Origin of the sequence: Pseudomonas rossensis (genome assembly GCF_039888995.1) — a bacterium.
GTDB lineage: Bacteria > Pseudomonadota > Gammaproteobacteria > Pseudomonadales > Pseudomonadaceae > Aquipseudomonas > Aquipseudomonas rossensis.
In genome coordinates, this window is record NZ_JBBWCB010000015.1 from 1 (window position 1) to 25,484 (window position 25,484).

Genomic DNA, 25,484 nt, shown 5'->3' on the forward strand with positions numbered 1-25,484 from the left:
ACACTTTTTCGACTTTAGCGTCGGGTCGCATCATGACGTGCTGGCTCCAGAGAGAAAACGGAGTACAGCTTCGGGGATCAACTGCTGGCTTTGAATGTGGGGTTCATGGAGCGGTTACATTTGATGGATGTGATCGGTCGGCGGTTGCGGGCGCAGGCTGCGGAGTGAATGAAAACGGGCGACCTTTTGGGTCGCCCGTTTCATATTGTGAACAATAGACAAATCCCTTTCACACAGCAGGTACGCTCGTCACGGGAATACGCTGCTGAGGCTGGGTGACATCGTAAACATGCTGCTCACAGCGCTCACCCACAAACTGGAACTCCACCAGATAGACCTTGCTTCGTTCTGGCGTAAAGGTGCTTTTCAGCGGACCGCAGCTATAGGTACCCTGAGCGCCCCTGCCATTCGAATATCCCGACACCTCGAAAGGTTTGTCGGCATCGGCCTGTACTTCCAACTGCGGGAAGCGTTTAACCGTGGCGCTGTTGGCCACTTCATTGAGTTTGGCAATCCAGCCGAACACCTTCCCCTGACCTGAATCCACCACGGTCCCAAGCACCTCCATACGCTGGTCAGGATCTGCTGCACGCCTGATCGCGAACTCTACCGGAGAAGTGTTACCTGAGGCTTTCATGATGACCTTGGCGTGCTGCGCATCGACTGTCACCTTGTTCTGGTGCAGCTGGACACCGTCTTTCAGTAGGCTGGGGGAAGAGTCCCTGACGTTGGAATGGCAGCCTGGCAATGTGAGAATCAGAGTCAGTGTTAATAGTGTGATTTGCTTCACTTATCGACATCCTTATTAAGCCAATACTCGGACAACACTCAAGTAACAAGATTGCCACATATCACGCATTATTTCGCCAAACTTCAGTACAACATTAAAAACCTGGTCTTGTCCCCGTCCACGCGTCCACTTTACCCTCATACCCAGATGACATTTATGCTACACACCCCGCCCCTTGGATCTTTGTAAGAAATTATAGAGCCCCATGTAAATTCATAAGCCGCCATAACTTCATTCTTTTCCTGAGGTTCACCAAGCAGACTCTTCAATAAATCATCATGTTTTTTCTTGAGGTCTTCGACGTCATAGCCACCTTCATTAGCCAATGCGAAACCGAACATTTTCAGGCAATCTTTGAAAGAATTAAAAGTCACATTAACCTCATGACCCAAAATAAAATGATGCCAACTGGATCGCAGAACCCAACCATTGGCCATGTCGATTTCGTCATTAAACTTCAGCCCTTGACCAATGAGGGCAAGCACTGATAAATTCTGCTTAATCGATATGCAGTTGTCGAGGCAAATGCATCCACTTTTAAGATCTTGTAATTCTGATATAGAGCCATCTCTTACATAAACAAATAAGCCTGCCTTTTTCACTCTACCTCTTTTATTTTCTTGCAAAAAATCACTACACATAACCTGCACCTTTCAACATCACCAACAACTCAGCATTTAGTGACTCATCACTAACCCCCTCAGTTTTCCCTGCCCCCCTCCAATGCCAGATAAGCTGCATAGCCAAACTATCCGCCGCTATAAACTCCTCATGAAAAATCTCACTAAGACGTATATTACCAACTGTAGGATCAGCCTCTATCAAGTCTCTAAAAACCTGACACGGCAACTCACCTTCGAGATACCCTCAAGCATAAACTCTCCATTGGAGAAAACGGGAACAGACCACGTGCACTCACAAAAATCACTGGGTCAGTTCGAGACAACTCAAAGCGCTCCGCACTAAAGAGTAGCCGACGAAATTTGGTCTTTCTGCCCTTCGTTGGTGATGTCGAATATTTTTTGGTTGCACACTGTGAAATTCTGCAAATCGAACTCAACCAAATATGTCTTATTGGGTTGTGCAAGGAAGGTGTGAGACAGCGGGCCACATTTTTCTACTCGATAACTCGTTCCGCGGTCGTTGCGCCAATTTGCTTGACCCTCGACCTCAGTCAGTTGGCTTGCTGGCACTAGAATTTCGCGGCTCGGCCTAGCGCCATAGATTCCCCTGATGAGCCCTTTGTACAACCCCCTAGCAAAAGCAGGCATTTGCTGCTCTTGGGCATCGTTATATACAACACCTACAGCGATTAGATTACCGGGCGCCCCAATCTTGAAACTCACCGGTGATTCGATGCTAACCGCTTTGAAAATGACCTTTGAATTCTGTTCATTCGCGATTAGCACAATAGGTTCTTCAACCGTCTTTGTGGGAAGTTCCTTTTTATGAGAAGAACAGCCAGCGATAGAAGCGGTGATCAAAATCAAAACAACGGACCAATTTAACAAAGCGCGCATAGATAAACCCGACCTCAATAAACTCTAAAACCAGAAAACCAGAAAACCAGAAAACCAGAAACAGACCACGTTTGAATCGAAAGAACACTGCCCCGTCTTCAGAAAAAACGGTGTCCCCGTTTCACTTTTTTCAGCAGGCTCGGGAAAGAGTCTCTGACGTTGGAATGACAGCCTGGTAATGTGAGAATCAGGGGCAGTGTTAGTAGTGTATTTTTTTCACGTCTGGATGTCCTGATTAAGCGTATATCGGGTGTAGAAAACGAAAAGATGGACACCCTCGATTTATTTTCTGGCCACTATACAAGCCAAACAAATAAATCCGCCCCGTTTCTTCGCGCCCTTTTCTTCGTCTTGACCGAAGACCAACTAATAGGCGCCCCTTTTATTGGAGTAGCTCTATCACTCTTCGTCCCAAAAATTCCCTGGTGGAGCATACTCACCATCTTTCAAGATAGTGCGCCAACCAAAACTCCTATAAAACATCTCAAGATCAATGATCTTGTAAACACCCACACTAACCTCCTTAAAAGTAATCAGACCACAAGCATAGTGGGAATATTGACCTCCCGTACTCGCAACAGCTCTTAACTCCAACTCTTTACGATCCCATTCAGACACTACCCCAGACGATTCTGGGATAGTGTCTGAAAAGGAAATCTCAAACTCTTTTGATATTTTGCACAAGCAAGGAATTCGCTCCTGCCTGAGCAAGTCATCTGTAATCAAGTTTTTAGGGAAATCAATATTTAACTTCATTCCAAAGCACTCCGAGGAACAACAACATCACCCGAAAAATTTCTCTCAAAGGTAGTGACAGGACTGAAATACTGCGTGCCATGTGGATCACGAATAGCAACAACAGAAATACCATTTCTAGTTGTAACTCCGTCCACAACCACAAAGTGAGAGAAGTCAGAGCTTCCTGTTTTGTCAACAATTCGCACAACCACTGGTGTTCCATTTGAGGTGTATCTAGCCAAGTCGGCGACATTTCTGTTACCAAAGGTGCTTGCAGGAACACCTTCAGACTTCATCAGGCTAGCGACATCCTGAGCAAAAATCCCTCTTTCAGAAGGTGGAAGCTTTTGGATAAGGGTTTCTATATCAACTTCCTTACCCAACGTATTCAAAACCATACCACAAGAATTATGACCGCAAGTAGGCACAGGCCCTTGATTCACGACAAGACGACCACCATCTCTCGGTATCGCATCATCAAGTAACGGATTTCTAGCACCCGCGCCAGCAACTTCCCCAGCAGTTCCTGTTGCTTTTGCAGCATCCGCAGCCGCTTTCTTCGCCGCCTCCCTCTTTGTCAGTACCTCCAAAACCGCATCGACAACGACCTTACCGCTTCGAAGCCCCGTCAGCGAAAGGATCGCATCATCAATAGCGCTGACCGACAATACCCCTTTGCCCGCCAATGCAGACAATCGCTCAGCGGCGTCTGCCACGCCGGAATCGTAAGTCGAGATATTCGATAACTCATTTGAATACTGACTTGTCTGGGTTGGGCCAAATTGCCTCCACTGCTCATAGACAGCACCGGGGCCGTAGGTCCTTGCAGCATTGAACAAGGTGGAGTCGTTGAATTGTTCCTTTGTGGAACTGAAAGCGTATACCGGCGCGCCATCAGCCACGATTTGTCGACCATCGCTCCATGTCAGCGGGATTTTCTGTGCCGACAACTGGGCGACTGCTTCATATGCAACTCCCATGTCTCGAACGAAGGCGGCAGATTCAGGATCATCACCAATGGCTTGCTTCATAAGACTTGTCAAACGCGCCAAGTCCACGGCATCCACTTCGGCACCGCTGGCGATCAGCAGCAGATCTTCCCAACGAGCGCTCGACTCCGGTTGTCCTTGCGTCTTCTCAAGGTCCTCAGCCTTTTTCTTCAGCAGTGGAATTTCCTGCTGCTTGTGTAACTGGCGGTTAAACATGTCAACGCCGGCCGCACTGCTCACTGCTGTAATCGCACCGGATGTGCCACCAGCTGATCCCGCCATCGCCCCCAGGCCGGACGCGATCAACGTGCCCAAAGAATCCTGCTGGGCTTCCGTCAATTCGCTATTGCGTAGCGCATCAGCAATAGCTGGCATCAGGGCCGCGGAGGCCCCCGCCCCCAACGCGCCACTTACGGCACTACCGCTCGACAATCCCATCGCTGCGCCAGCCAATGCATGCAGCATTACTCGTGCAGCCCCGCCTTCGGCCCATGCCGCTCGAGTTACGCTGTCGGTGGCGTCGTGTGATTGCTTGTTGGCGTAATCCCCAATTTTTTTGAAGGTATCGCTAGAGGTGGTGTTGGCGACGATACCGATTGCGGTAGCACCGCCAACCTCTCCCAGACCCACAGCAATCAAGCCAGCCGCAACGTCAGCCATGATTCGTTTGTCGCCACCCACACCCCAACTGTTGTAATCATCAATAGCAGCCTGTCGTTCCTTCTCAGTCGTCGCTGATTTGATCTTGTCGCTGGCCGCTTGCTGCTGGGCATTGGCTACTTTGCCGATGATGTTTTTGGACAGCGCGACTGTGCTCTGGATTAGATCAATCCGCTCCTGAATCGCTTTTTCATCAGGCTTGTCCAGCGTCTGATTGGCGTTCGCAGTATCGCGATTCAGCCCAACCAGATCATTCGCACCCTCGGCGTTGCGCACGATGATGGTGCCTTCGCTGACAGCACTGCGGGTGCTGCTGTGGTCCGAATCGTTCAGTGACAGCGGAACGCTGCCGCCCACACTTGAGCCGGCATTGCTGCCGTAGGAAGCCGAAAAGCCTGCCGACTGGGCGCTGATGTCGCTGGTATTTTTGATGTCACTGACGATCAGACGATCAGTGCTGAGCAGGTTCTTGTCGGCAGACGCCTCACTGGCAATCACCGCACCTTGCAAGGTGGTGTTTTTACCGACGGTGATGTCGTAACCGCCCTTGCCGGCGAACAAACCGCTCTGGTCTGTTACAGCCTTGTAGTCGCTGTTCATGTTGCCGGCGGCCAGGCTTCCAGACACGGCCACGGGGGCGCCGTAGCAGAACGGCGGAATACAGATGCTGCCACCGAAACCGGCACTGCCCTGCTTGCTCTTCTGGGTCTCGGTGTCCTGGCGCGAGGTGATGGTGAGGTTGCCGTCAATCAACGCCTTGATGCTGTCGGCCCGTACCTGCGCGCCAGCCAGGGTCGTGTCCTGCCCACTGTGCAGGGAGAGAGAGCCGGTATCCAGGGTCGTGTTGACTTGGGTAACGGAGCTACCGGTTCCCATGCTCTTGGCGATGGACGCTCCTAGGTCGAGGGTAAATCCGTTCTGCTCGCCGAGGTTGAAGCTGGCACCTATGGCCGTTTTATTGTTGCTGTTGTTATTGGCCCAGTTGGCGGTGTTTTGCGCGCTTTCCAGAGTGATGTTGTTTTTCGCCAGCAATACGGTGTCGGCGGCTTTCAAACTGCTGCCAATCACATGAATATCACCTGCCGTTCCCGGCGCACCGCCATCGGCAATGATCAGTAAGCCTTTGCCAGCATTGAGCGTACTTTGCTTGGCGGTTTGGCTGGTGTACTCACTTGTGCTTTTGCTGTGGGTATTCGCCAGTTCCGTGCCAATTTTGATCAGGGAGCCGTTGCTGGCAGAGCCCTGTTTTTTTCCATAATCCGAGCCAGCGCCTTCGGCGTCGCCGCCCATACCTCCCAGATCGTTGAACGCCATAGCTGCCTGAGCCAGCTTCACTGCTTTGAGTCGCGGGTCGTCTGCGTTATTGGCCGCTTTTACTGAACTGCGAATTGTATTGACCGTATCGACGATCACGCCGCCAACCACTCGACCTACAGCCAGGCTGCTGGACTTGTCGGTACTGCTCTGGCTCGCGCTTTCCATACCGGCAGCGATGGTCACCTTGGAACCGATCAGGCTCATGTTCTTGGTGCTGACGAGGTCACTGGCGATCACGCTCAGTTCACGGCCACTGGTGAGACTGACGTTCCCCTCGCTGGAGCCAATGGTGCTGCCAGTCAACGTGGTTTGCGCGGACTTGCCGGTATGGTTCTGTCTGCTGACCGACAGGTGCTGGTTGCCAGTGATGTCATCGACGCCAAGGTTATTGGCCGTCAGTACGCCGCTCAGATCACGATTTTTTTCCTTATGGAATTCGTCGCGAGTGAAGGTATTTTCCGCCGCATTGATGGTCAGGTCGCGACCAGCCTGTACGGTCAGATCCTGGGTGCTGACCAGAGATGAGCCGGTGATCGTGGCGTCACGATTGGCCACCACATTCACGGTGTTACCCGAGATCACGCTACCGACAGCAGTGGTTTGCGTCTCGGAAACCTGATCCTTGACCTTGCTCGACTTCAAGCCACCCCAACTGCTTTTACTGGAGCTGCTTTCGTGGCGAGCACTGTTCGAATCAGTGACCGCAACGACCTGCATGTCATTACCGGCCACCAGCTGCACACCGCCTTTATCGGCCGCGATCTCGCTGCCCTTTATCAGCATGTCATTGCCGGCCAGCAGGGTACTGTTGCCGCCTGAGGTCACTGCGCTTGCGATGTTGGTGGTGCTGGCCACCTCGTCGAGTCGACTCTTCTTGCCCGAGGAGCTTTTCTTGGTTTTGCTGTAGAAGCTGTAATCGCTGTCTTCTGCACTCTGGAGCGTCAGATTGTTAGCCGCAAACAAATAGGCTTCATCCCCCGCACTCACCCGACTGGCAATCAAATCCAGATCCTTACCCGCACTCAACGCCACATTGCCGCCCGCCGTGACGTTGGTGGACACCTGGCTTACATGATCCCGCTGACTGCTGATCTTCTTGCTCTTGGAGAACGAGTGACTCTCATCCGCCGCAGACGCCAGGGTGAGGTTTTGTCCGGCGTCCATGCTGAGGTTGCGCTTGGCTTCAATCTGGCTGGCGATGGCGGTCAGGTCGCGACCGGCCCTGACGCTGAGGTCGCGGCCGGTGGTGATTTCGCTGCCGTGTTGGGTGATGGTTTCGCGCAGGAAGCGGCTGCGGGTTTCGCTGTTTTGCTCTTCCACTGCGACGAGGTTGGCATCGCGGCCTGCGTTGATGGTGGTGTCGCGTTTGGCTTGCAGTACGCCACCGGTGTTGTTGAGGTCGCGCCCGGCGTTGAGGGTCAGGTCGTTGGCGGCTTCGATGCGCGCGGCGCTGTCGAGGAAGTCGTGACGGTCCTTCAGATCGCCGCTGGCGCTCTGGTGCGAGGTGACGGTGCGTTCGTTGATCAGGTCGCCACGCAGGGTGGTCAGGCTGACGTCGCGACCGGCGATGATGCCGCCGGTCTTGTTCACCAGGTGGTTGCCGGCCAGCAGGTCAAGACGATTGCCGGCCTCGATCAGACCGCTGTTGACCAGGTCGTTGCCCGCCGAGGCCGACAGATTGTTGCTGGCGCGCAAGGTGCCGGCATTGATCAGGTCTTTGCCGGCAATCAGGGACACGTCCTTGCCGGCGATCAGGGCGCCGTTGGAGGCCAGGCGTTGGTTGGCATTGGCCAGGTAAAGCACGGGCACCAGTACTTTTTCGCCGTTGACCTCATGCTCTTCGAGCCAGACGATATCGTGGGTCAGCGCGGCCACTTGTTGCGAAGTCAGGGTGACACCCACCGCCAGGTCCAGCTGCTGCTTGCTGACGATGGCGTTGTTCATCAGGTATTTGAACAAGCCTTCGTCGGAGGTCTGGCCATTGATGAATCGCTGGCCGGTACGGGCCACCACCGCTTGCTGGACCAAGCGTTGTTCATAGAGGCCATCGCCCAGTCGTTTGGCGCTCTTGTCCGGATCGTAGCCGAGGTTGGACAGCAGGTAATCCGAGCTCATGAATTGCTTGAGGTCGGTGAGCACCGGGTTGGTTTCGATCAGATACTTGTGCGGATTGGACGGGGGGATTGCCGATGGCAGCCCCTGAACCCGGGCAATAGTCTGGTTCTGTGAGCCAAGGCTGGTACGGTTAGCCAATGGCAGGTTGGCGCTGGCGCCGTCCGCCGGGATCGTCGTGACAAAGCTCGGTAAGCTGACATCGACGCCGACACTCTGCCGGGCAATGGCGTCCAGCTGACGCTCGCTGGCGGCCACCGCGGCCACGTCACCTAATTGAATGACGCGACCCTGGCTGACCGGCAGTTGTTGCGTGTGCTGCGCCAGGCTCAGGCTGGCGCTGCCCATGGTCCAGCTTTGCGGTGCAACGTTGGCCTGGGTCGGCGCGGTAGCGCTCGCACCCTGGCCACTGAGCCGGAACATGCCGTTTTGCCCGGCAGGCAAGTTGAAGCCCGGCAACGTCAACGGGTTGACCTGTTGCTGCGCCAAATCTGGCGGTAGCTGGGAGTTAATGTAGATAGGGGTCGAATACTGGCTGCCGACGCTGGTGTCGCCGGTTTTCTTGCCGCCACCGACGTACGCGTAGTAGCCGCGCACCACGCTGTTGTTGATGTTTTGCGAGGCGGTGAGCTGGACGGCAGCACCGGACTGGATGATTGCGTCGTAGGTCAGGCCGCTGCCCGGCAGGTCATGGCTCTTGACCGAGATCGTGCCGCCTGTCATCAGTTTGTTGAAGGCGGCCATGTCCGCCTCAAAGGTGGCGGAAACTTTTCCTTTGTTATTGGCGTTGAATTTGGCGACGGCCTTTTTCGCACCCTTGAACTCGTAAACGTGGTTGTACTTGATGGAGATCGTTTCCAGGTCCTTGGACTCGACCCCCAGGTTTTCGATGCTCGCAGCATTGATCGCCAGGTCACCCGAGGCGGCAATGGAACTGCTCTGGTTACTCAACTGTTGGGCACCGATGTTCAGTCGACCGCCGCTCATGATGCTCGATGCATCACTGCTTTCACTTACGATCAGTCGATCACGTTCAGTGACCTGCCAGACCGCATTGCGTCGCCCGCCGCTGCTCTTGACGTGGCATTTGCCAAACGGCGCGCAAGGGATTTCATGAATTTCGGCAAAGTACTTCTCATGGCCAGAAACGGTCAGGATGTCCCGCACGTTCTTGACCGTCATGGCCCGAATGGTAAGGTCGCCGACGCTTTCAATCGAACCCGAACGGTTCTCCAGCAGGCTCGATTGCGCTTGCCCGGCATTCGCCGCAATCAACAAGCGGCCCATGCTGTAGACCTCGGCGTAGCGGTTGTTGAAGGTGTTGGCCAACAACTGCATGTCACCGCCGCTGGAGATCAGGCTGTGTTCGGTGGCGCTGATCCCGGCGTTGAGCAAGTCCCCGGTTGTTAGAGTCATGCCCTGGCCGCGGGCGAGGGTCCCGCGGTTGCTGATACTGCCCGCGTCGATCATCAGCGCGCCGCGTGAGCTCAGACGGCCGAAGTTGTTCAGTTGCCCGCCGACGTTGATGCGCGTATCGCCGCCGCCCGCCAGGCTGGCTGCACTTGGCAGGTTCAATTGCGCCGCACCCAGGGTGAGATCGCCCTGGCTGCTAAGGCGCCCGTTGCCTCCGTAAACCCCGGTCAGTTGCAGGTTCAAGCTGCCGTCACTGGCAATCAGGCCATCGTTGGTCCAGTTACCGCCGCTACCTTCAAGACGCTCGGAGGTCAGCAACTGACCGCTGGCGCTCTGGTAGAAGTTGTTGACGTTGACCTTCAAGCGCCCGGCCTGGATGACGCTACTGTTGGACCATGAGTCCGCGTTCAGTGTCATGCCGCCGCGGGTGACGAGGGTGCCGCCGGCACCGAGGATGTTGGCGGTGGTCATGTCGAACTCACCGGTGCCGGAATGCAACACGCTACCGCCGACGTTCTGAAAGCCACCAACGGCCAGGCTCAGGTCGGTGTTGACCACCTCGAGTCGACCATTGCGGTTGTCGAACAGGCCGCCGATCTGGAACGCGGTTTTGCCCGCGCCGCCGGTGGCGCGCACTTGGCCATTGCGGTTATCGAGACTGCTGGCGCGAACCGCGAGATTGCTGTCGCTTTCGATGATGCCTTGCTGGTTGTTGAGGGCGGCGTTGAGGCTCAAATCAATCAGTTGGCCGCCTATCTGACCGGCCGTGTTATCCAGCCCGTTAGCGTTGATGCGTATCTGGCCGCCGGACAAAAGTGCGCCGTTGCGGTTGTTCAAGTCAGCGGTGTGGACGGAGGCATCGGCAGTGCGCGCAGCGATGCGGCCGCCGTTGTTGTCCAGTCCGGCCAAGGCTCGCAGCGTCAGGCGCTGGGCTTCGATCATCCCGCCCTGACGGTTGTTGTTCAGGTCATAACCGTTGCGCAGCACGCCGGAGACCTTGGCCTCCAGCGCACCCTTGATGCTCGACAACGCGCCACCGCGGTTGTCCAGGTTGGTGGCGCTGAGCATCAGGTCTTCGTCCTGGACGATGATCTTGCCGCTCTGATTATCGACGTCGCCGAGAATCTCCAGATTCAAGGCTTTCTGGCTTTGGATCGCGCCCTTTGCGTTATCGAGGCTGGCGGCCTTGAGGATCAGGCCAGCGTCACGGCTGTAGATCAGACCGCCATTGCTGTTGCGCACCGCGCCCGCGAGCGTCAGCGTCGTTTGCTCATTGGCGGCGACGGTGCCGTGATCGCGGTTGTCCAGGCTGTCCGCGGTCAGAGTCAGCAGGCGCTGGCTCATCAGCTTGCCGCCACGGTTGTCGATCTGCGCCGCGTGCTTGAGCAGCAGCGCCCCATTGCTGTTAAGAACCCCCTGAACGTTGCTTAGGTTGCCCAGCAAATCGAGGTTGATAGCGCCCTTGCCCGAGAGCGTGCCAGCGCTATTGTCCAGGCTGCCCGCGGTGATATCCAGGTCTTGCAGTGCGCTGATTTTGCCGGCGTGATTGTTAAGGTTGGCAGCGTGCACGTTGAGGGTGCCATCGCTGTCGATCTGCCCGCCGTCGGCGTTGTTCAGGTCACCGGCGATGTTCAGTTGCTGGCTGCCGAGGCTGGAGACCACCCCGCCGTTGCTGTTGTCCAGGCTGGCGGCGGTGAGCTTGAGGGTGCCATTGCTGACCAGCGCCCCGGCATTGCTGTTGAGCGCGGTGCCTTTGAGGTCGACGTTCAGGTCGCCGTACTTGCTCGAGAGCGTACCGTGGTTGCGGTTATCCAGGCTGGTCGCTTCGACCCCCAGGCCTTGCAAGCCTGAAATCAGACCGTTCTGGTTGATCAACTGGGCAACCGTGAGGCCGAGTCGGGCGTCGCTGAGTAGCTTGCCGCCGCTGTTGTCCACGTTGCGTGCGAGCAACGTGAACCCCTGCCGGCTGGACAGTTCGCCGTTCTGGTTTTTCAGATCGCGCAACTGGTTGATGGTCAGCGGGCCTTGGGCCGTCAACCGGCCCTGGCGGTTGTCCAGATCGCCACCGGCCAGGTTCAACGCCAGGGCGCTATCACCCAGCAAACGTCCACCAACCTGGGTGAGTGCATTCAGGTTCAGGGTCATGTCGCCGTTGGCCGAGACTTCACCCGAGGCGCTCGAGTCCAACGAGGTCGCGTTGAGATTCAACGTGCCCTTGCTGTTGATCAGGCCAACGGCGCTGTTGTCCAACGCCATCGCCGACAGGGTAACGGCGGTGCCGCCCAACAGGCTGCCGCCACGATTGTTCAGGTCCGCACTGCGGATGTTCAGCCCGTCGATGGCCTGGATAAGTCCTTGGTTCTGGTTGACCAGGGTCCCGTGCACCGCGAGCTCAAGATCGCCGCGGCTGGTGAGGTTGCCCGCGGTGTTGTCCAGGCTGGCAGCGCTGACCTTCAGGGCAGCGGCCGCGATCTGGCCTTTGATCGACGTCAGGGTGTCGCTGATGTGCAGCGTCAACGCCTGGTTGCTGAGCAGTTTGCCGCCGTCGTTGTTCAGTCGATTGGCGACCACCTGAAAGGCTTCGTCGCTGGAAATTTCTCCGTTCCGGTTATCGACACCGTCGAGGTGAGTGAGCAGCAGTTGACCCGGCGCGTGGATGAAACCGCCCTGGTTGTTCAGTTGCCCGTGATTCAGGTCCAGGCTCAGGGACTGGTTGCTGAACAGCTTGCCGTCTTGCTGATCAAGCCCGCTGACACTCGCAGTCAGGGCCTTTTCGCTGGCGATTCGGCCTTGATGATTGGTCAACTGCGCCGTGCGCAAGTCCAGGGTATCGCCGCTGTCGAGGCTGCCGTTCTGGCTGTTATCGAAATCGCCGGTATGAACCTGCGCCACGCCTTTGGCGCTGATCACCCCGTGCTCACGGTTGTCGAGGCTGGCGCTACGCAGCACGAGAGCCGCATCAGTCACCACCTTGCCGCCAACGTTGGTGAGGGCACCCTTGGCGCTGAGATCCAGGGCTTCGGCACTGGTGAGCGCGCCACCGCTGTTATCGATGGCATCCGCCTTGAGGTTGAGCTCGCGCTGGCTGTTGATCTTGCCCTGCTGATTGCGCAGGTCACCCGACAGATCGAGGCTCAGGTGCTGTTGACTCTTGAGCTGGCCGTTGCGGTTGTCCAGATGCTGGCCAGTGAGCGCCAGGCCCGAGAGGCTATTCAATAAGCCACCGTTGGTGTTCAGGACCTCACCAACATTCAAGCGCAGATCGCTCGCCTCGATTAGACCTGCGTCGCTGTTGTTCAGGTGCGAACCGTCAACGGTGAGGGTGCCGGTCTGACTGGAGAGTTCGCCACCTCGGTTATCGATGGCGTCGATTTTGAGTGTCAGCGCTTTTGTCGCGCCTACCAGTCCGTCCTGACGGTTATCGAGGGTCGAACCGGTGAGATCCAGGGCGCCGGTGGCGATCATCTGACCGTTTTGATTGTCCAGTGTGTTGACCGTCGCGCGCACATCCAGCTTACCGGTGATGTGCCCTGCACGGTTATCGAGACTGCCGGCCGCCAGCAGTAATTCACCATCAGCCGCGACAGTGCCGCGCTGGTTATCAAAGCCGTTGACCACGTTCAGATCAAGGGCGCCGCGGCTGCTGATCAACCCGTCGGTGTTGCTCAGTCGTTCTCCGTGACTGTCGAGGATGCTGGCAGAAATCAGTCCTTTGGCATCATTCAACAACTGTGCGACACGCAGACTCAGGCGTTGCTCGCTGATCAGTTTGGCGCCGGTGTTATCGAGGCTTTGCGCAGCCAGTGTGAAGGCCTGGGCGCTGGAGATTTCGCCCTTCTGGTTGTTGACGTCCTTGAGGTTGTTGAGCACCAACGGGCCCGTGGCATGGACGTACCCGCCCTGATTGTTCAACTGCCCGTGGTTCAGGTCCAGGCGCAGGCCGGCCTTGCTGAACAGCTCCCCGCCTTGCTGACTGAGGCCGGTGACGCTGGCGGTAAGGTTGCCCTCGCTGCTGATGGTTGCGCCATCGCTGTTGCGCACCTCGGTGGCGGTGAGCTCCAGGGTGTCCCCACTGATCAGCCGTCCACCCTGATGGTTATCTAAGCGGGTGGTGGTGACGCGGGTGGCGGCCTTGCCGGACAACAGCCCCTTCTGGCTGTTATCGAGGCTGCCCGTGGCCAGTGTCAGGGCTTTGTCCGAGGTGACCGTGCCGCCCTGGTTCAACAGCACACCCTTGCTGGTGATAGAGACGTTATCGGCGCTGCTCAACTTCGCGGCGCTGTTGTCGATCTGACCGGCCTGGAGCGTCAGGGAGCGGTCGCTGCGGATCAGTCCCCGAGTGTTGTCGAGTGCCTCGTCGAGCTTGATGTTCAGCGTCTCGCGGCTGTCGATCACCCCGTCGGTGTTGTCCAGATGAGTACCGGTAATGCGGCTGGTGCTGCGGCCCTGGATCAGGCCGGTGGTCTGGTTGATCAGGTGGCCGACTTTCAGCACCAGATCGCCACCAGCCAGCAATCGCCCACCGTCGCTGTTGTTGAGGTGCTCCGCGTTGAGGGTCAGCCCAAGGTGCTGGACAGTTTGCCGGCGCGATTGTCGATCTGCTGAACATCGATTTTCAGCGCTTTTGTCGCAGCGACCAGACCGTCCTGGCGGTTATCGAAGGTGGCGCCGGTCAGGCTCAGGTTGCCCTGGGCGACCAGTGCGCCGCCTTGTTGTTGCAACAGACCGATGATAGCGGTGAGGTCGCTCTGGCTGGAGATCCGCCCCGCCGTGTTTTGCACTTCATCGGCTTTGAGGGTGACCGGGCCCACGGCACTCAGCAGGCCCCCGCTATTGTCCAGGCGAGTACCGTCATAGGCGATGCCGGCCTTGCCGCTGATCAAGCCCTTGTCGCGGTTATCCAGTTGGCCAATCTGCAGTTTCAGATGCTTGTCGGCCTGGGTCACTCCGCCGCGATTATCGGCCGAGTCGCTGCTGACGGTCAGCGTGTCTTTGCCGGTGACTTTGCCCCCGCGATTATCGAGGCTGCCGGTGCGTACATCGATTGCGCCTTTGGCGGTGATTTCGCCCTTGTTCCGGTTATCCAGCAAACCGCCGATGCGCGCGGTGAGGCTACCGCCGCTGACCACCACGCCTTCGTCACGGTTGTCGAGGCTGGCGGCTTTAAGGTCCAGCGCCTTGCCCGTGCCCAGCACACCATCGCGGTTATCCAGCGCGCCGCTGAGGTCGATGTTCAAGCCAAGGTCACCCAGGACCTGGCCGTTGCGGTTGTTCAGTGTGATCGTGTTGAGCCGGGTGATGCTGGTACTGGAAATCTCGCCGTTGCTGTTGTTCAGCTGACCGATAGTGCCCGTCAAATTGCCCGTGCTGTTGATCACGCCTTTGGCGTTGAGCACCTGATTGGCCGCGATGTTCAGCGCGCCCGTGCTCAACACCCGTCCATTGTTTTGGTTATCCAGCGTCCCGGCGGTGATGTTGGTGCTTTGCCCGCTCAGCGTGCCGCCCTGGTTGCTCAAGGTCTGTGCGGTATTCACCGTCAGATTACGGCTGGCCACCACGCTTTTTCCGGTGTTGTTGAGGCTCTGCGCGGTCAGGCTCACATCGCCGCTGGCGTTGCGGCTGCCGTCGGTGTTGACCCCGGCTTCGAGGATGCCGTTGTTGGTCAACTGCCCGCCAGCGCTCAGGGTGATGCTGTCGCGGGCGGCGAGGGTTTGCTGGTTGCTCAGGTTGCCTTGGGTTTGTACGTTTAGCGCCGTGCCCGCATAGACCGGACCGCGTGCATCGAGACTGGCAGCTTTGACATTGACCGCGCCGTTAGTCGCCGAGGTGTCGACCAGACTCAAGTGGCCGTTGGCATCGAGCTGAATATCGCCACCGCTGGCGATCAGTTTGCCGTCGAGTTTCACCCCGACACCCGACTCGGTGCCGACCAGTTTGATCGCCCCGGCGTACATCCCGCCCAGCGCCGACGAGTCGATGGCCAATTGCGGTTTGGCACTGCCGTCATCGGCGCGAGCGGTAGCATTGAGGCTCTGCGCATTGACATCGTTGCGACCGGCGACAATCGTCAGGTTCTTCGCCTGAATCTCGGCATTGATCTTCGCGCTGCGGGTGATGATTTCGAAGCGGTCGACGTTGCTGGCGTTCAGCCGGGAGCCGTCGATGGAGACGCTGCCCTGATCGACCTGGAAGCGGTCCAGTCGACCGTTGTCCAGCACCGGTTTACCGGTGGTGAGGGTCACGCGCGGAGTGTTGATGAAACCGCAACCGTTGCAACTGATGCCATACGGGTTGGCGACGATCACTCGCGCCGACTGTCCCGCCACTTCGGTGTAACCGCGCAACTGGCTCGGGCTGCCGCCGACCACTTCGTTGAGGATGGTTTGCGCCGCGATCCGGTTGGTCAGGTTGGGGTTGCCGACGATGATGCCGCCCAGTTGTGTCGCACCGGTCTGCGCGGCGACGTTGTTGAGGATCACACCCTGGGTGCCGACGTTGTAATCGTGGAACTGGTTATGCGACAGCCCGGTGCCATTCGGCGTGGCGATATTGACGATCGGCACCCCGTTGCCCGCCTGACCGAGACTGGTGCCCGGCGTGGCCACAACGATCCCCTCGGCCTGGGCCCACATTGGTTGCCAGAACATCACGTTGGCCAACAGGAACGCCAACCCGCGCTTGGGCATGCCCCAGAAGTGTTCACGGTTTTTTACGGCAGCAGCGGGTTGGCCGGCCAGAAAGGCCAGTTGGCGAACGTCCATGATCGAATCTCGTTTAAAGCAGAATTTAGAGGAAGAAATCCACGCGGAAATAGATCGGCGCTTCGCGCTCGGTCAGGGTGTCCGGACGTTCCAGGGAATGGGCAAAGGTCACGCTGGCGGCCAGGTGCTGCCCCCGGGCGAACAGCTCCACGGAGTTGCTGGACATGCGCCCGTGCTGATCGCCGTTGTAGCGATCGCCACGAATCACGCCTTGGTCGTAACCGAGGCTGGTGCCGTATTCGGCGAACACCGGGCGCAGCCATTCCAGTGTCACCGGGCGGCTCCAGCGCAGGTCGTTGCGCCAGTAACCGCCGCTGTCGCCGGACAAGGATTGATCCTTGTAACCACGGATCGACGACTGCCCGCCGAGGCTGGTGCGCTGCGGACTGAACAGCACGTCTTCACTGCGCTGGCCGGTCATCAGGCTGCTGAAACTGAACGACTCGCCCCACACCTTGAACGGTTGCAGGTAGCTCGCAGTCGCGGTGTATTTGCGGTAGCGAGCGTTCGGTTCGCCGGGACCTGGATCGCCATTACCCTGAGCATCAAATGCGCCGATGCCTTCCTGCATGCCGAGGTCAATGTTGACGAACGCGCTGCCGACTCGCCGACCGTGGTTGATGCCGAACTGCGCTTCACTGATGCGGTTGCTGCTCAGCTTGAGCTTGCTGTCTTCGATGAAGTTGTTGGTGCGCAGGTACGAGAGACCGGTGCTGAGGGATGTCTTGCTCACGGCATCGCGATGGATCACCCGCTCGGCGCGCAGCTGATGGTTTTGGCTATCGCCGGTCTGCTTGAAATTGAAGCCATTGGCTTGAGCCTGCGAGCGGTACTCACTCTGGCTGTAGGTGTAACTGAAATTCCACCAGCCCCAGGGCAGGTTGTAATTGAGCATCGCGTTGTTGGAGGTGTGCTGGTGATCGGTCATCGCATCGTGACCGCCGCGCAACATCAACTGATCCGCCAACCCCAGCGGACTGTCCCAATCAAATGTCGTGCCCCACTGCTGCTCGCCGGTGCTGCGCTGGCCGTCGTTGCTGCGGGACAACCCGGCACGCCAGGGCTTTTGCGGCGTGTTCTTGACCAACACTTCGCTGCCACCGACGGCCTTGCCCGGCGCCAACTCCATCTGCGCCTGATTCGATGGCAAACGGTTGAGTTGATCGACCAGTTGCTCGATTTCTCGCAGGTTGACCAACTCGCCAGTCTTGCCGGGAAAAGCCATGCCCAGTTCGCGGTCCGACAGCTTGCTGCCCTCCGCGCCTTTCAAGCCTTCGAGCTTACCTTCGACCACCAGCACCTTTAGATGCCCGCCGGATAAATCCTGCTGCGGCAAGTAGGCACGACTGGTGACCAGGCCTTTTTCGATGTAGTGGTCGGTGATGACTTTCAGCAGTTCGTTGAGCTGGGTAACACCCAGGCATTCGCCGATGTACGGCTTGAGCAGACGATTTTTCTCGCTCTCGGAGAGACTGTCGGCGCCTTTGAGTTCGATATCTTTGATCGGAAAACAACGGGTATCAGCGGGCGCCGTCGGTGCGGCAGGCTTGGCTTCCTTGCCGGGTAATTCCTTGAGCTCTTCGAGACGCCGACGCTGCTCTTCGAGCAGGCGATCCTGGCGTTCGCGGATGAGGTCGGTTTCACCGGGGGTCGGGGCGGCGTGAGCAAGATTCAGCGGAGAAAGGCACAGCAAAGCCAGGCACAACCTCGCCACGAGGGCGGGTGGGTACATTTTCGATCCCTCGAAATGGAGGATGATAGCACAATAGTGGCGCGATATTAGATGGCCACTATTCTGGCGTCAATGAATGGTTGGATCCAGAGAGCGCAATTGACGAGCGGAAACACCTAAACCGGACGGTTCCGGCGCAATAGCGGGAAATGTCTTGAAGTGATGTCGAAAGCGTCAGGAACAGGTAGGAAGGTTCCGAGGACCGTTCTACGGGGTTAATCATGAGTGAACTTTCACATCCACGCGGCCTCAACCGATTAACCGCCCGACACGGAACCGAGGCCTGACCGATGAAAACCCTGCTGAAACTCACCCTCGCCGCAACCCTCGCCTACGCCCTCCCCGCTTGGGCTTGCACCCCCGAGGAAGCCACTGAAAAACGCGAACAATTAGCCAAGGAAGTGACCAAGCTCACCGAACAAAATCCGGCCAAGGCCAAGGAGATCAACGCTGAGCTGCAGAAAATGGATCTGGAGACGGCCAGCAAGGATCTGCCGGACAAGTGCCAGTTGATCGATCAGCGATTGAAGGAACTGAGTTCGGCGGAGAAGAAAGCCGAGAGTTAATCAAATTCAGGAATTTCAGGCATAAAAAAACCGGACATTTGTCCGGTTTTTTTATGGGCTTGCCGAGGCGCTTTATTCAGCAGCCGGTGCTTCCGGCTTGCGGCGCTTGAGCGGGGCCATGCCGTCCTTGCTGACCAGCGACAGAGCGTCGGTCTTCGGGCGGTTGGCGATTTTGCGTTTGGTCGGGGCCTTGGCGCCGGTTTTCTTCTTGTCGCCCTTGGCGTCGACCTTTTTCTTCTTCACGCCAACGGCTTTGCCCGAGGCCTTGACCTTTTTCGGTCCGCCGTAGGTGCCTTTGACTTCCTTGATGGTGCGGCGCTCGAAGCTCTGCTTGAGGTAGCGCTCGACGCTCGACATCAGGTTCCAGTCGCCGTGGCAGATCAGCGAGATGGCCAGGCCATCGTTGCCGGCACGGCCGGTGCGACCGATGCGGTGAACGTATTCGTCGCCGCTGCGCGGCATATCGAAGTTGATCACCAGGTCCAGGCCTTCCACGTCGAGGCCGCGAGCGGCGACGTCGGTGGCGACGAGGATTTTCACGCCGCCCTGCTTCAGACGGTCGATGGCCAGCTTGCGATCCTTCTGGTCTTTGTCACCGTGCAGGACGAACGCTTTGTATTCCTGCGCCACCAGGCGGCCGTAGATACGGTCGGCCATGGCCCGGGTGTTGGTGAACACGATGGCCTTCTGGTAGGTCTCGTTGGCCAGCAGCCAGTTCACGATCTGTTCTTTGTGCTGGTTGTGGTCAGCGGTGATGATCTGCTGGCGGGTGGTCGCATTCAGATCGCTGACGTTGTTGAGCTGCAGGTGCTCAGGGTTGTTCAGCACCTTGGCGACCATCTCGCGCAGGCCCGAACCACCGGTGGTGGCAGAGAACAGCATGGTCTGCTGGCGGTTGGTGCACTCTTCCACCAGACGCTGGACGTCTTCGGCAAAACCCATGTCGAGCATGCGATCGGCTTCGTCGAGGACCAGTACTTCGACTTCTTTGAGGTCGAGGTTGCCGGCGTTCAGTTGCTCGATCATCCGGCCCGGCGTACCGATCAGGATGTCCGGCACCTTGCGCAGCATGGCAGCCTGGACCTTGAAGTCTTCACCGCCGGTGATCAGGCCGGACTTGATGAAGGTGAACTGAGCGAAACGCTCGACTTCCTTGATGGTTTGCTGGGCCAGCTCGCGGGTCGGCAGCAGGATCAGGGTCTTGATGCTGACGCGGACTTTCGCCGGGCCGATCAGACGGTTGAGGATCGGCAAAACGAATGCAGCGGTTTTGCCGCTACCGGTTTGCGCTGTCACCCGCAGGTCACGCCCTTGGAGCGCCAGCGGAATAGCCGCTGCTTGCACAGGCGTTGGCTCGACAAATTTAAGCTCGGCCACGGCTTTGAGCAGGCGTTCGTGCAGGGCGAATTGGGAAAACACGGGTGCTACCTCGAAGAAATACAAAAAAACAGCTGCATAGGGTAACGGTTTCGAGCGCTCAGGCCGAGTTTCTTTATACAAACGGCGCTAAACAGTGGTTTTTTTGTTGCGTCTTTTGTCCTCAAACGTCATCCAAAGCGTCTTAAATGCTCTAATCGCCCCGTCGCGTCCTACAGAAGAACCGTTTTTGCCCATGGATATCAAACAGCTCTGGCTCAACGTCCAAGACCTTTGGGGTGCCCTTGATCAGCACCCGCTCCTGCATTCCAGCCTGGCATTGGTGCTATTGCTGGTGATTGCGCTGGTCCTCGGACGAGTGGCGCGCTACCTCATTCTGCATGCGACCAAAATGCTCGGTCGCCAGCCCGCGTTGCACTGGATCAATGACTTTCGGCATAACAAAGTTTTTCATCGTCTGGCGCAGATCACACCCTCGCTGGTGATCCAGTTCGGCTTGCACCTGGTGCCGGAGCTGGGCAAGACCAGTCTGATCTTCCTCGGAAACGTCGCGCTGGCATTCACCATTCTGTTCCTGCTGTTAGCGGTCAGTGCCCTGCTCAGCGCCCTGCTCGACATCTACGCGCGCACCGAGCATGCCCGTACCCGTTCGATTAAAGGCTACGTGCAACTGGCGAAAATGGTCTTGTACGTGTTTGGCGCGATCATCATCGTTGCCACCCTCATCGACCGTTCGCCGCTATTGCTGCTGTCGGGTCTGGGCGCCATGTCGGCGGTGATTCTGTTGGTCTATAAGGACACCCTGCTGTCGTTCGTCGCCAGCGTGCAGCTGACCAGCAATGACATGCTGCGAGTCGGCGACTGGATCGAGATGCCGCAAGTCGGCGCCGACGGTGACGTGGTCGACATCACGCTGCATACGGTCAAGGTGCAGAATTTCGATAAAACGATTGTTTCGATTCCGACCTGGCGCCTGATGTCCGAGTCGTTCAAGAACTGGCGCGGCATGCAGCAATCCGGTGGACGACGGATCAAGCGCAGCCTGTTCATCGACGCCAGTGGCGTGCGATTCATCCGCGATGACGAAGAGCAGAAGCTGTCCCAGGTGCATCTGCTGACCGACTACATCAGCCGCAAGCAGGCTGAACTCAAGGCCTGGAACGAAGCGCAGGGCAACGTTGCAGCGATGTCGGCTAACCGTCGGCGGATGACCAATATCGGGACTTTCCGCGCCTATGCATTGGCGTACCTGAAGAGTCACCCGGAAATCCAGTCGAACATGACCTGCATGGTCCGCCAGATGCAGACCACCGCTCAGGGGATTCCGCTGGAAATCTACTGTTTCACCCGCACCACCGTGTGGGCGGATTACGAGCGGATTCAGGGGGATATTTTCGATTACCTGCTGGCGGTGTTGCCGGAGTTTGGCTTGAGCCTTTATCAGCAGCCCAGTGGCGGGGATTTGCGGGCTGGGTTATTGCCGGCGCTGCTGGGTTCTAGCCACATTCCCGAGGCCGAAAAACACGTCATGTAACACTGAGATCCCTTGTGGGAGCGAGCTTGCTCGCGATGGCTGAGTGTCAGTCGACATCAATGTTGCCTGTCACACCGCCATCGCGAGCAAGCTCGCTCCCACATGGGCTTAGCGCCCAAAGAGTCGGCGTACCTGAACGGGGTCGGCATTACCGCTTTGGTCAAGCGCGAGGAAATACTTCAACTGCCACTGCTGCGTCTTCATAGCTTGTTTAGCGACGGGCCTGGACCACGGCGGATACACGCGAATCGCCCGCTTGCCACCTTCGCCATCAATCGACATGACACCCTTGGCGGCGAGTATCTTCTGGTCAAACACAAACTGCCCGCGATGGGTTTCATCAGCAACGCTCACCACCACAAAGGCGACGCCATCGCCGGTGTCGAGCGGTGCAATCTCGCTGGCAGGCGTTGGCCGCTTCCAGAGCGTGACGAATTGGCCAATCTTGGTCGGCGTGGTTTTCGCTACGCGGAAGACCATCGCCTGGCCATCGAGGCCAAAGCGGCAGGCGCCGTAGTCGGCACTCTCCTCCTCGCGCCGAGCTTCATCCGTTAATGTCATGCCTGCGGGCTTGTAGATCTGCTCGATGGCAGCGATCAGGTCCGTCATGGCCGTTCCCGCAATGGCAGCACTTCTCGCCTGACGCCCAACCGACTGATCCACACCGCCATCAAAATCACCGACCCACCCAGGAACAACCGCCCCAGCTCTTCATGCTGATTCCAGATCAGCAGATTGATCAGCAACCCCACCGGCACATGCAGGTTGTTCATCACCGCGAGCGTCCCGCCGTTCACCAGGCACGCGCCCTTGTTCCACCAGTACAAACCGAGCGCAGTCGAGATCAGGCCGAGGAACACCAGCACGCCCCATTGCAGTGGCGCTTCGGGCAGGAAGTTCTGTTTGCCGAACAGCAGGAACGCCGGTAGCGCCACCGCCAATGCGCCGAGGTAGAAGTAGCCGAAGCGCCGGTAGTGCGGCAGATCGCTCGGGTGACGAGCCACCAGATGCTTATAAAGCACTTGCCCGGCGGCGTAGGTGAAGTTGGCCAGTTGCAGCAGCAGAAAGCCCATGAAGAAATCCGGGTTGATCCGGTCGTAGCGAATCACCGCTGCGCCCATCACCGCCACCAGTGCCGCGATCAACGCCCACGGATTGAAGCGCCGGTTCAGCGCGTCTTCGATCAAGGTCACGTGCAGCGGCGTGAGGATGGTGAACAGCAACACCTCCGGCACCGTCAAAACCCGAAAGCTCAGGTACAGGCAGACGTAAGTCACCCCGAACTGCAACGCGCCGATCAGCAGCATGCCGCGCATGAACGCCGGTTCAACCGAGCGCCAGCGGGTCAACGGAATGAACACCAGCCCCGCCAGTACCACTCGAACCAGCACCGCGAAGTAACTGTCGACATGACCGGCCAGGTATTCGCCGATCAAACTGAAGGAAAACGCCTGAATCAGCGTGACAAAAAGTAGATAGCCCATGCTCGCCTCGTTTCGAATGGCGGCGACGATAGCGTTTTTTGCCCGTTATCGCGAACCGTCAGGCAATACAAAACCCTGTGGGAGCGAGCTTGCTCGCGATAGCGGTGTGTCAGCCAACATCAATGTTGAATGTGATACCGCTATCGCGAGCAAGCTCAGCTCCTACAGGGGTTATGTGCCAATTCAACAAATCCCGGGCAAAAAAAAGCCCGATCTCGCTAAAGCGTTCAATCGGGCTACAGCACTCAGGAGCAACAAGTGCAAAGGGAGGTTCGATGCGCGTAAAGCCTTGAAGGGGTTGCGCCAGGTCACTTGAACATCAAGGGATTATCTGGCGATTAAAGCCTCAGGCGACGAGGGAAAGCTTGGCGTTGGCCTGGTTCAGGCCTTTCTCCTGGAAGTCACCGCCCAGGTTCATGCCTTCGGCGTGAATGAACGTCACGTCGTGAATCCCGATGAAGCCCATGACCTGCCGCAGGTAGGGTTCCTGGTGATCCGCCGGGCTGCCGGCGTAGATTCCGCCGCGGGCAGTCAGCACGTAGGCACGCTTGCCGTTGAGCAAACCTTGCGGGCCGGTGTCGGTGTACTTGAAAGTCACGCCGGCACGCAGCACATGGTCGAGCCAGGCTTTAAGGGTGCTCGGGATGGCGAAGTTGTACATCGGCGCGGCCAGGACCAGTACATCGGCAGCCAGCAATTCGTCGGTCAACTGGTTGGAGCGCTCCAGGGAAACCTGTTCGATGTCGTTGCGCTGCTCGGCAGGTTTCATCCAGCCGCCCAGCAGGTTGATATCCAGGTGCGGCACCGGGTTGACGGCCAAGTCACGAACGGTGATTGGGTCGTTCGGGTGCGCGGTTTGCCACTGGCTGATGAAGGTCTGGGTCAGTTGACGGGAAACCGAATCTTGCTGGCGGGCGCTGCTTTCGATGATCAGAACACGTGACATGGCTTGTAGGCTCCATCTGAGAATGCTGTAAGGCGATGGAGTGAAGGTTAAACAGAGTTTAATCGATGAAAAAGCACAAATAACTGCTATAAACCATCAATAAATTCGTTTATAAGCAGAGCATGCCCTGTGGGAGCGAGCCTGCTCGCGAAGGCGTCGTGTCAGGCGCTATCACTGTTGCCTGATACACCGCTTTCGCGAGCAGGCTCGCTCCCACAACCGCTTGATGTCATTTGGGGGTGCAGGTCAGTTTGATACGCATCTTGATGATGCTTCGGTTGAACTTGGCGGTGGCATTTTTGTGTTTACCAGCGGCCACTTCGATATTGCGGGTGCGTGGCGCTTCCGGGCCATTGTTGAAAACGACCTTACAGGCCGCATCGGTGGTGCCGTAGTTGTTCACCTGAATGGAGGCGATGTCGCTATCCGTGTCATACGCGTTGTAGTCGATGCTCAAGCCGTTCAGCTGTTTTTCAACGTCGATCGGATAGGCAAACGCCGTCAGCGGCAGCATCGCCAGCAGCACACAACCCGATACCACACAACAAAGCTTTTTCATTCAGCAGTCTCCAATAAGGACTGCCAGCTTAGGACAAGAGGAGCTATTCATGAAAGCGCCCCGCGTGACCCTTGATCAATGGCGAACGTTACAGGCCGTGGTCGACCACGGCGGTTTCGCCCAGGCCGCCGAAGCGCTGCACCGCTCGCAATCATCGGTGAGCTACACCGTGGCGCGCATGCAGGACCAACTCGGCGTGCCGCTGCTGCGCATCGACGGCCGCAAGGCGGTGCTGACCGAGGCCGGTGGCGTGTTGTTGCGCCGCTCGCGGCAACTGGTGAAACAGGCCAGTCAGCTGGAAGACCTGGCCCATCACATGGAACAAGGCTGGGAAGCGGAAGTACGGCTGGTGGTCGACGCCGCCTACCCGAGCGCCCGCCTCGTCCGCGCCTTGACCGCGTTCATGCCGCAAAGCCGTGGCTGCCGGGTGCGTCTGCGCGAAGAAGTGCTGTCGGGGGTAGAAGAAGTCTTGCTCGAAGGCGTGGCCGATCTGGCCATTACTGGCTTCAGCATTCCCGGGTATCTGGGCGCGGAATTGAGCGACGTAGAGTTTGTGGCTGTCGCTCACCCCGAACACCCGCTGCATCGTCTGAACCGCGAACTGAACTTCCAGGATCTGGAATCTCAGATGCAAGTGGTGATCCGCGACTCCGGCCGCCAGCAGCCACGGGACGTTGGCTGGCTCGGCGCGGAACAGCGCTGGACCGTCGGCAGCCTGGCCACCGCGGCAACTTTTGTCAGCAGCGGCTTGGGTTTCGCCTGGTTACCTCGGCACATGATTGAACGGGAACTCAAGGAAGGTCTGCTCAAGCTGCTACCGTTGGACCAGGGTGGCAGCCGCAACCCGAGCTTCTACCTGTACTCGAACAAGGACAAACCCTTGGGTCCGGCCACGCAGATTCTCATCGAACTGCTGCGCACTTTCGACACTGCGCCGCTGGATGCACCTTTCGCCGCCCCAGAACAAGCCTGATACGGAGTGTACG

The 25,484-nt window shown here is 57.8% G+C and carries 16 protein-coding genes and 1 pseudogene; 5 read left to right on the top strand and 12 right to left on the bottom strand.

The annotated features are described in order from the left end of the window. Positions 1-229: 229 nt before the first annotated feature. From WLY71_RS06615 to WLY71_RS06645, 7 genes are all read right to left on the bottom strand, one after another. Positions 230-790 carry a hypothetical protein gene (locus WLY71_RS06615; protein ID WP_347802934.1) on the bottom strand — a complete coding sequence of 187 codons (561 nt, stop codon included), beginning with the start codon at positions 788-790 and terminating at the stop codon, positions 230-232. Between the two features lie 137 nt (positions 791-927). After that, positions 928-1,431 (bottom strand): hypothetical protein, encoded by a 504-nt coding sequence (locus WLY71_RS06620; RefSeq protein WP_347802935.1) that lies wholly within the window; start codon positions 1,429-1,431, stop codon positions 928-930. Positions 1,432-1,752: 321 nt separating this feature from the next. Then, the gene (locus tag WLY71_RS06625; protein ID WP_347802936.1) at positions 1,753-2,310 is read right to left on the bottom strand and encodes a hypothetical protein; all 558 of its coding nucleotides are present in this window, start codon (positions 2,308-2,310) and stop codon (positions 1,753-1,755) included. Positions 2,311-2,709: 399 nt separating this feature from the next. Beyond that, positions 2,710-3,066 (bottom strand): hypothetical protein, encoded by a 357-nt coding sequence (locus WLY71_RS06630; RefSeq protein ID WP_347802937.1) that lies wholly within the window; start codon positions 3,064-3,066, stop codon positions 2,710-2,712. Then, a complete protein-coding gene (locus tag WLY71_RS06640) occupies positions 3,063-14,054 on the bottom strand; it encodes a hemagglutinin repeat-containing protein (protein ID WP_425589914.1) in 10,992 nt (3,663 codons plus the stop codon). The genes WLY71_RS06630 and WLY71_RS06640 overlap by 4 nt, the downstream gene beginning before the upstream one ends. 41 nt (positions 14,055-14,095) lie before the next feature. Continuing rightward, positions 14,096-16,300, bottom strand: a complete 2,205-nt coding sequence (locus WLY71_RS31295; RefSeq protein WP_425589915.1) for a two-partner secretion domain-containing protein — start codon at positions 16,298-16,300, stop codon at positions 14,096-14,098. Positions 16,301-16,325: 25 nt separating this feature from the next. After that, the gene (locus WLY71_RS06645) at positions 16,326-18,032 is read right to left on the bottom strand and encodes a ShlB/FhaC/HecB family hemolysin secretion/activation protein (RefSeq protein WP_347802938.1); all 1,707 of its coding nucleotides are present in this window, start codon (positions 18,030-18,032) and stop codon (positions 16,326-16,328) included. A 290-nt stretch (positions 18,033-18,322) separates the two neighbouring features. Here WLY71_RS06645 and WLY71_RS06650 point away from each other — a divergent pair, with 290 nt between their 5' ends. Then, a complete protein-coding gene (locus WLY71_RS06650; protein WP_347802939.1) occupies positions 18,323-18,598 on the top strand; it encodes a hypothetical protein in 276 nt (91 codons plus the stop codon). Between the two features lie 72 nt (positions 18,599-18,670). Here the strand turns inward: WLY71_RS06650 and WLY71_RS06655 are convergent, their stop codons facing one another. After that, positions 18,671-20,017 (bottom strand): DEAD/DEAH box helicase, encoded by a 1,347-nt coding sequence (locus WLY71_RS06655; RefSeq protein WP_008153197.1) that lies wholly within the window; start codon positions 20,015-20,017, stop codon positions 18,671-18,673. 193 nt (positions 20,018-20,210) lie between these two features. On the opposite strand from WLY71_RS06655, the gene WLY71_RS06660 reads away from it, so the two are divergent. Next, positions 20,211-21,509 carry a mechanosensitive ion channel family protein gene (locus WLY71_RS06660; protein ID WP_347802940.1) on the top strand — a complete coding sequence of 433 codons (1,299 nt, stop codon included), beginning with the start codon at positions 20,211-20,213 and terminating at the stop codon, positions 21,507-21,509. 108 nt (positions 21,510-21,617) lie between these two features. Here the strand turns inward: WLY71_RS06660 and WLY71_RS06665 are convergent, their stop codons facing one another. Further along, complete coding sequence (locus WLY71_RS06665) at positions 21,618-22,118, bottom strand: MepB family protein (RefSeq protein WP_347802941.1); 501 nt, start codon at positions 22,116-22,118, stop codon at positions 21,618-21,620. After that, positions 22,115-22,993: a carboxylate/amino acid/amine transporter gene (locus tag WLY71_RS06670; protein ID WP_347802942.1), complete on the bottom strand. Its 879-nt coding sequence runs from the start codon at positions 22,991-22,993 to the stop codon at positions 22,115-22,117. The genes WLY71_RS06665 and WLY71_RS06670 overlap by 4 nt, the downstream gene beginning before the upstream one ends. Here WLY71_RS06670 and WLY71_RS06675 point away from each other — a divergent pair. After that, entirely contained in the window at positions 22,992-23,309 is a 318-nt protein-coding gene (locus WLY71_RS06675; RefSeq protein ID WP_347802943.1) for a hypothetical protein, read from the top strand. The genes WLY71_RS06670 and WLY71_RS06675 overlap by 2 nt on opposite strands. 30 nt (positions 23,310-23,339) lie before the next feature. Here WLY71_RS06675 and WLY71_RS06680 read toward each other — a convergent pair whose 3' ends face one another. After that, a complete protein-coding gene (locus tag WLY71_RS06680) occupies positions 23,340-23,939 on the bottom strand; it encodes an FMN-dependent NADH-azoreductase (protein ID WP_347802944.1) in 600 nt (199 codons plus the stop codon). A gap of 99 nt (positions 23,940-24,038) precedes the next feature. Between WLY71_RS06680 and WLY71_RS06685 the strand changes: the two are divergent. After that, a pseudogene (locus WLY71_RS06685) lies at positions 24,039-24,158 on the top strand (DUF4381 domain-containing protein); the annotation flags it as partial. Positions 24,159-24,168: 10 nt separating this feature from the next. Here the strand turns inward: WLY71_RS06685 and WLY71_RS06690 are convergent. Beyond that, positions 24,169-24,498, bottom strand: coding sequence for a hypothetical protein (locus WLY71_RS06690; protein WP_056742660.1), 330 nt, complete (start codon positions 24,496-24,498; stop codon positions 24,169-24,171). A gap of 49 nt (positions 24,499-24,547) precedes the next feature. Between WLY71_RS06690 and WLY71_RS06695 the strand changes: the two genes are divergently transcribed. Continuing rightward, entirely contained in the window at positions 24,548-25,471 is a 924-nt protein-coding gene (locus tag WLY71_RS06695; protein ID WP_056742659.1) for a PA3225 family LysR-type transcriptional regulator, read from the top strand. Positions 25,472-25,484: the final 13 nt, after the last annotated feature.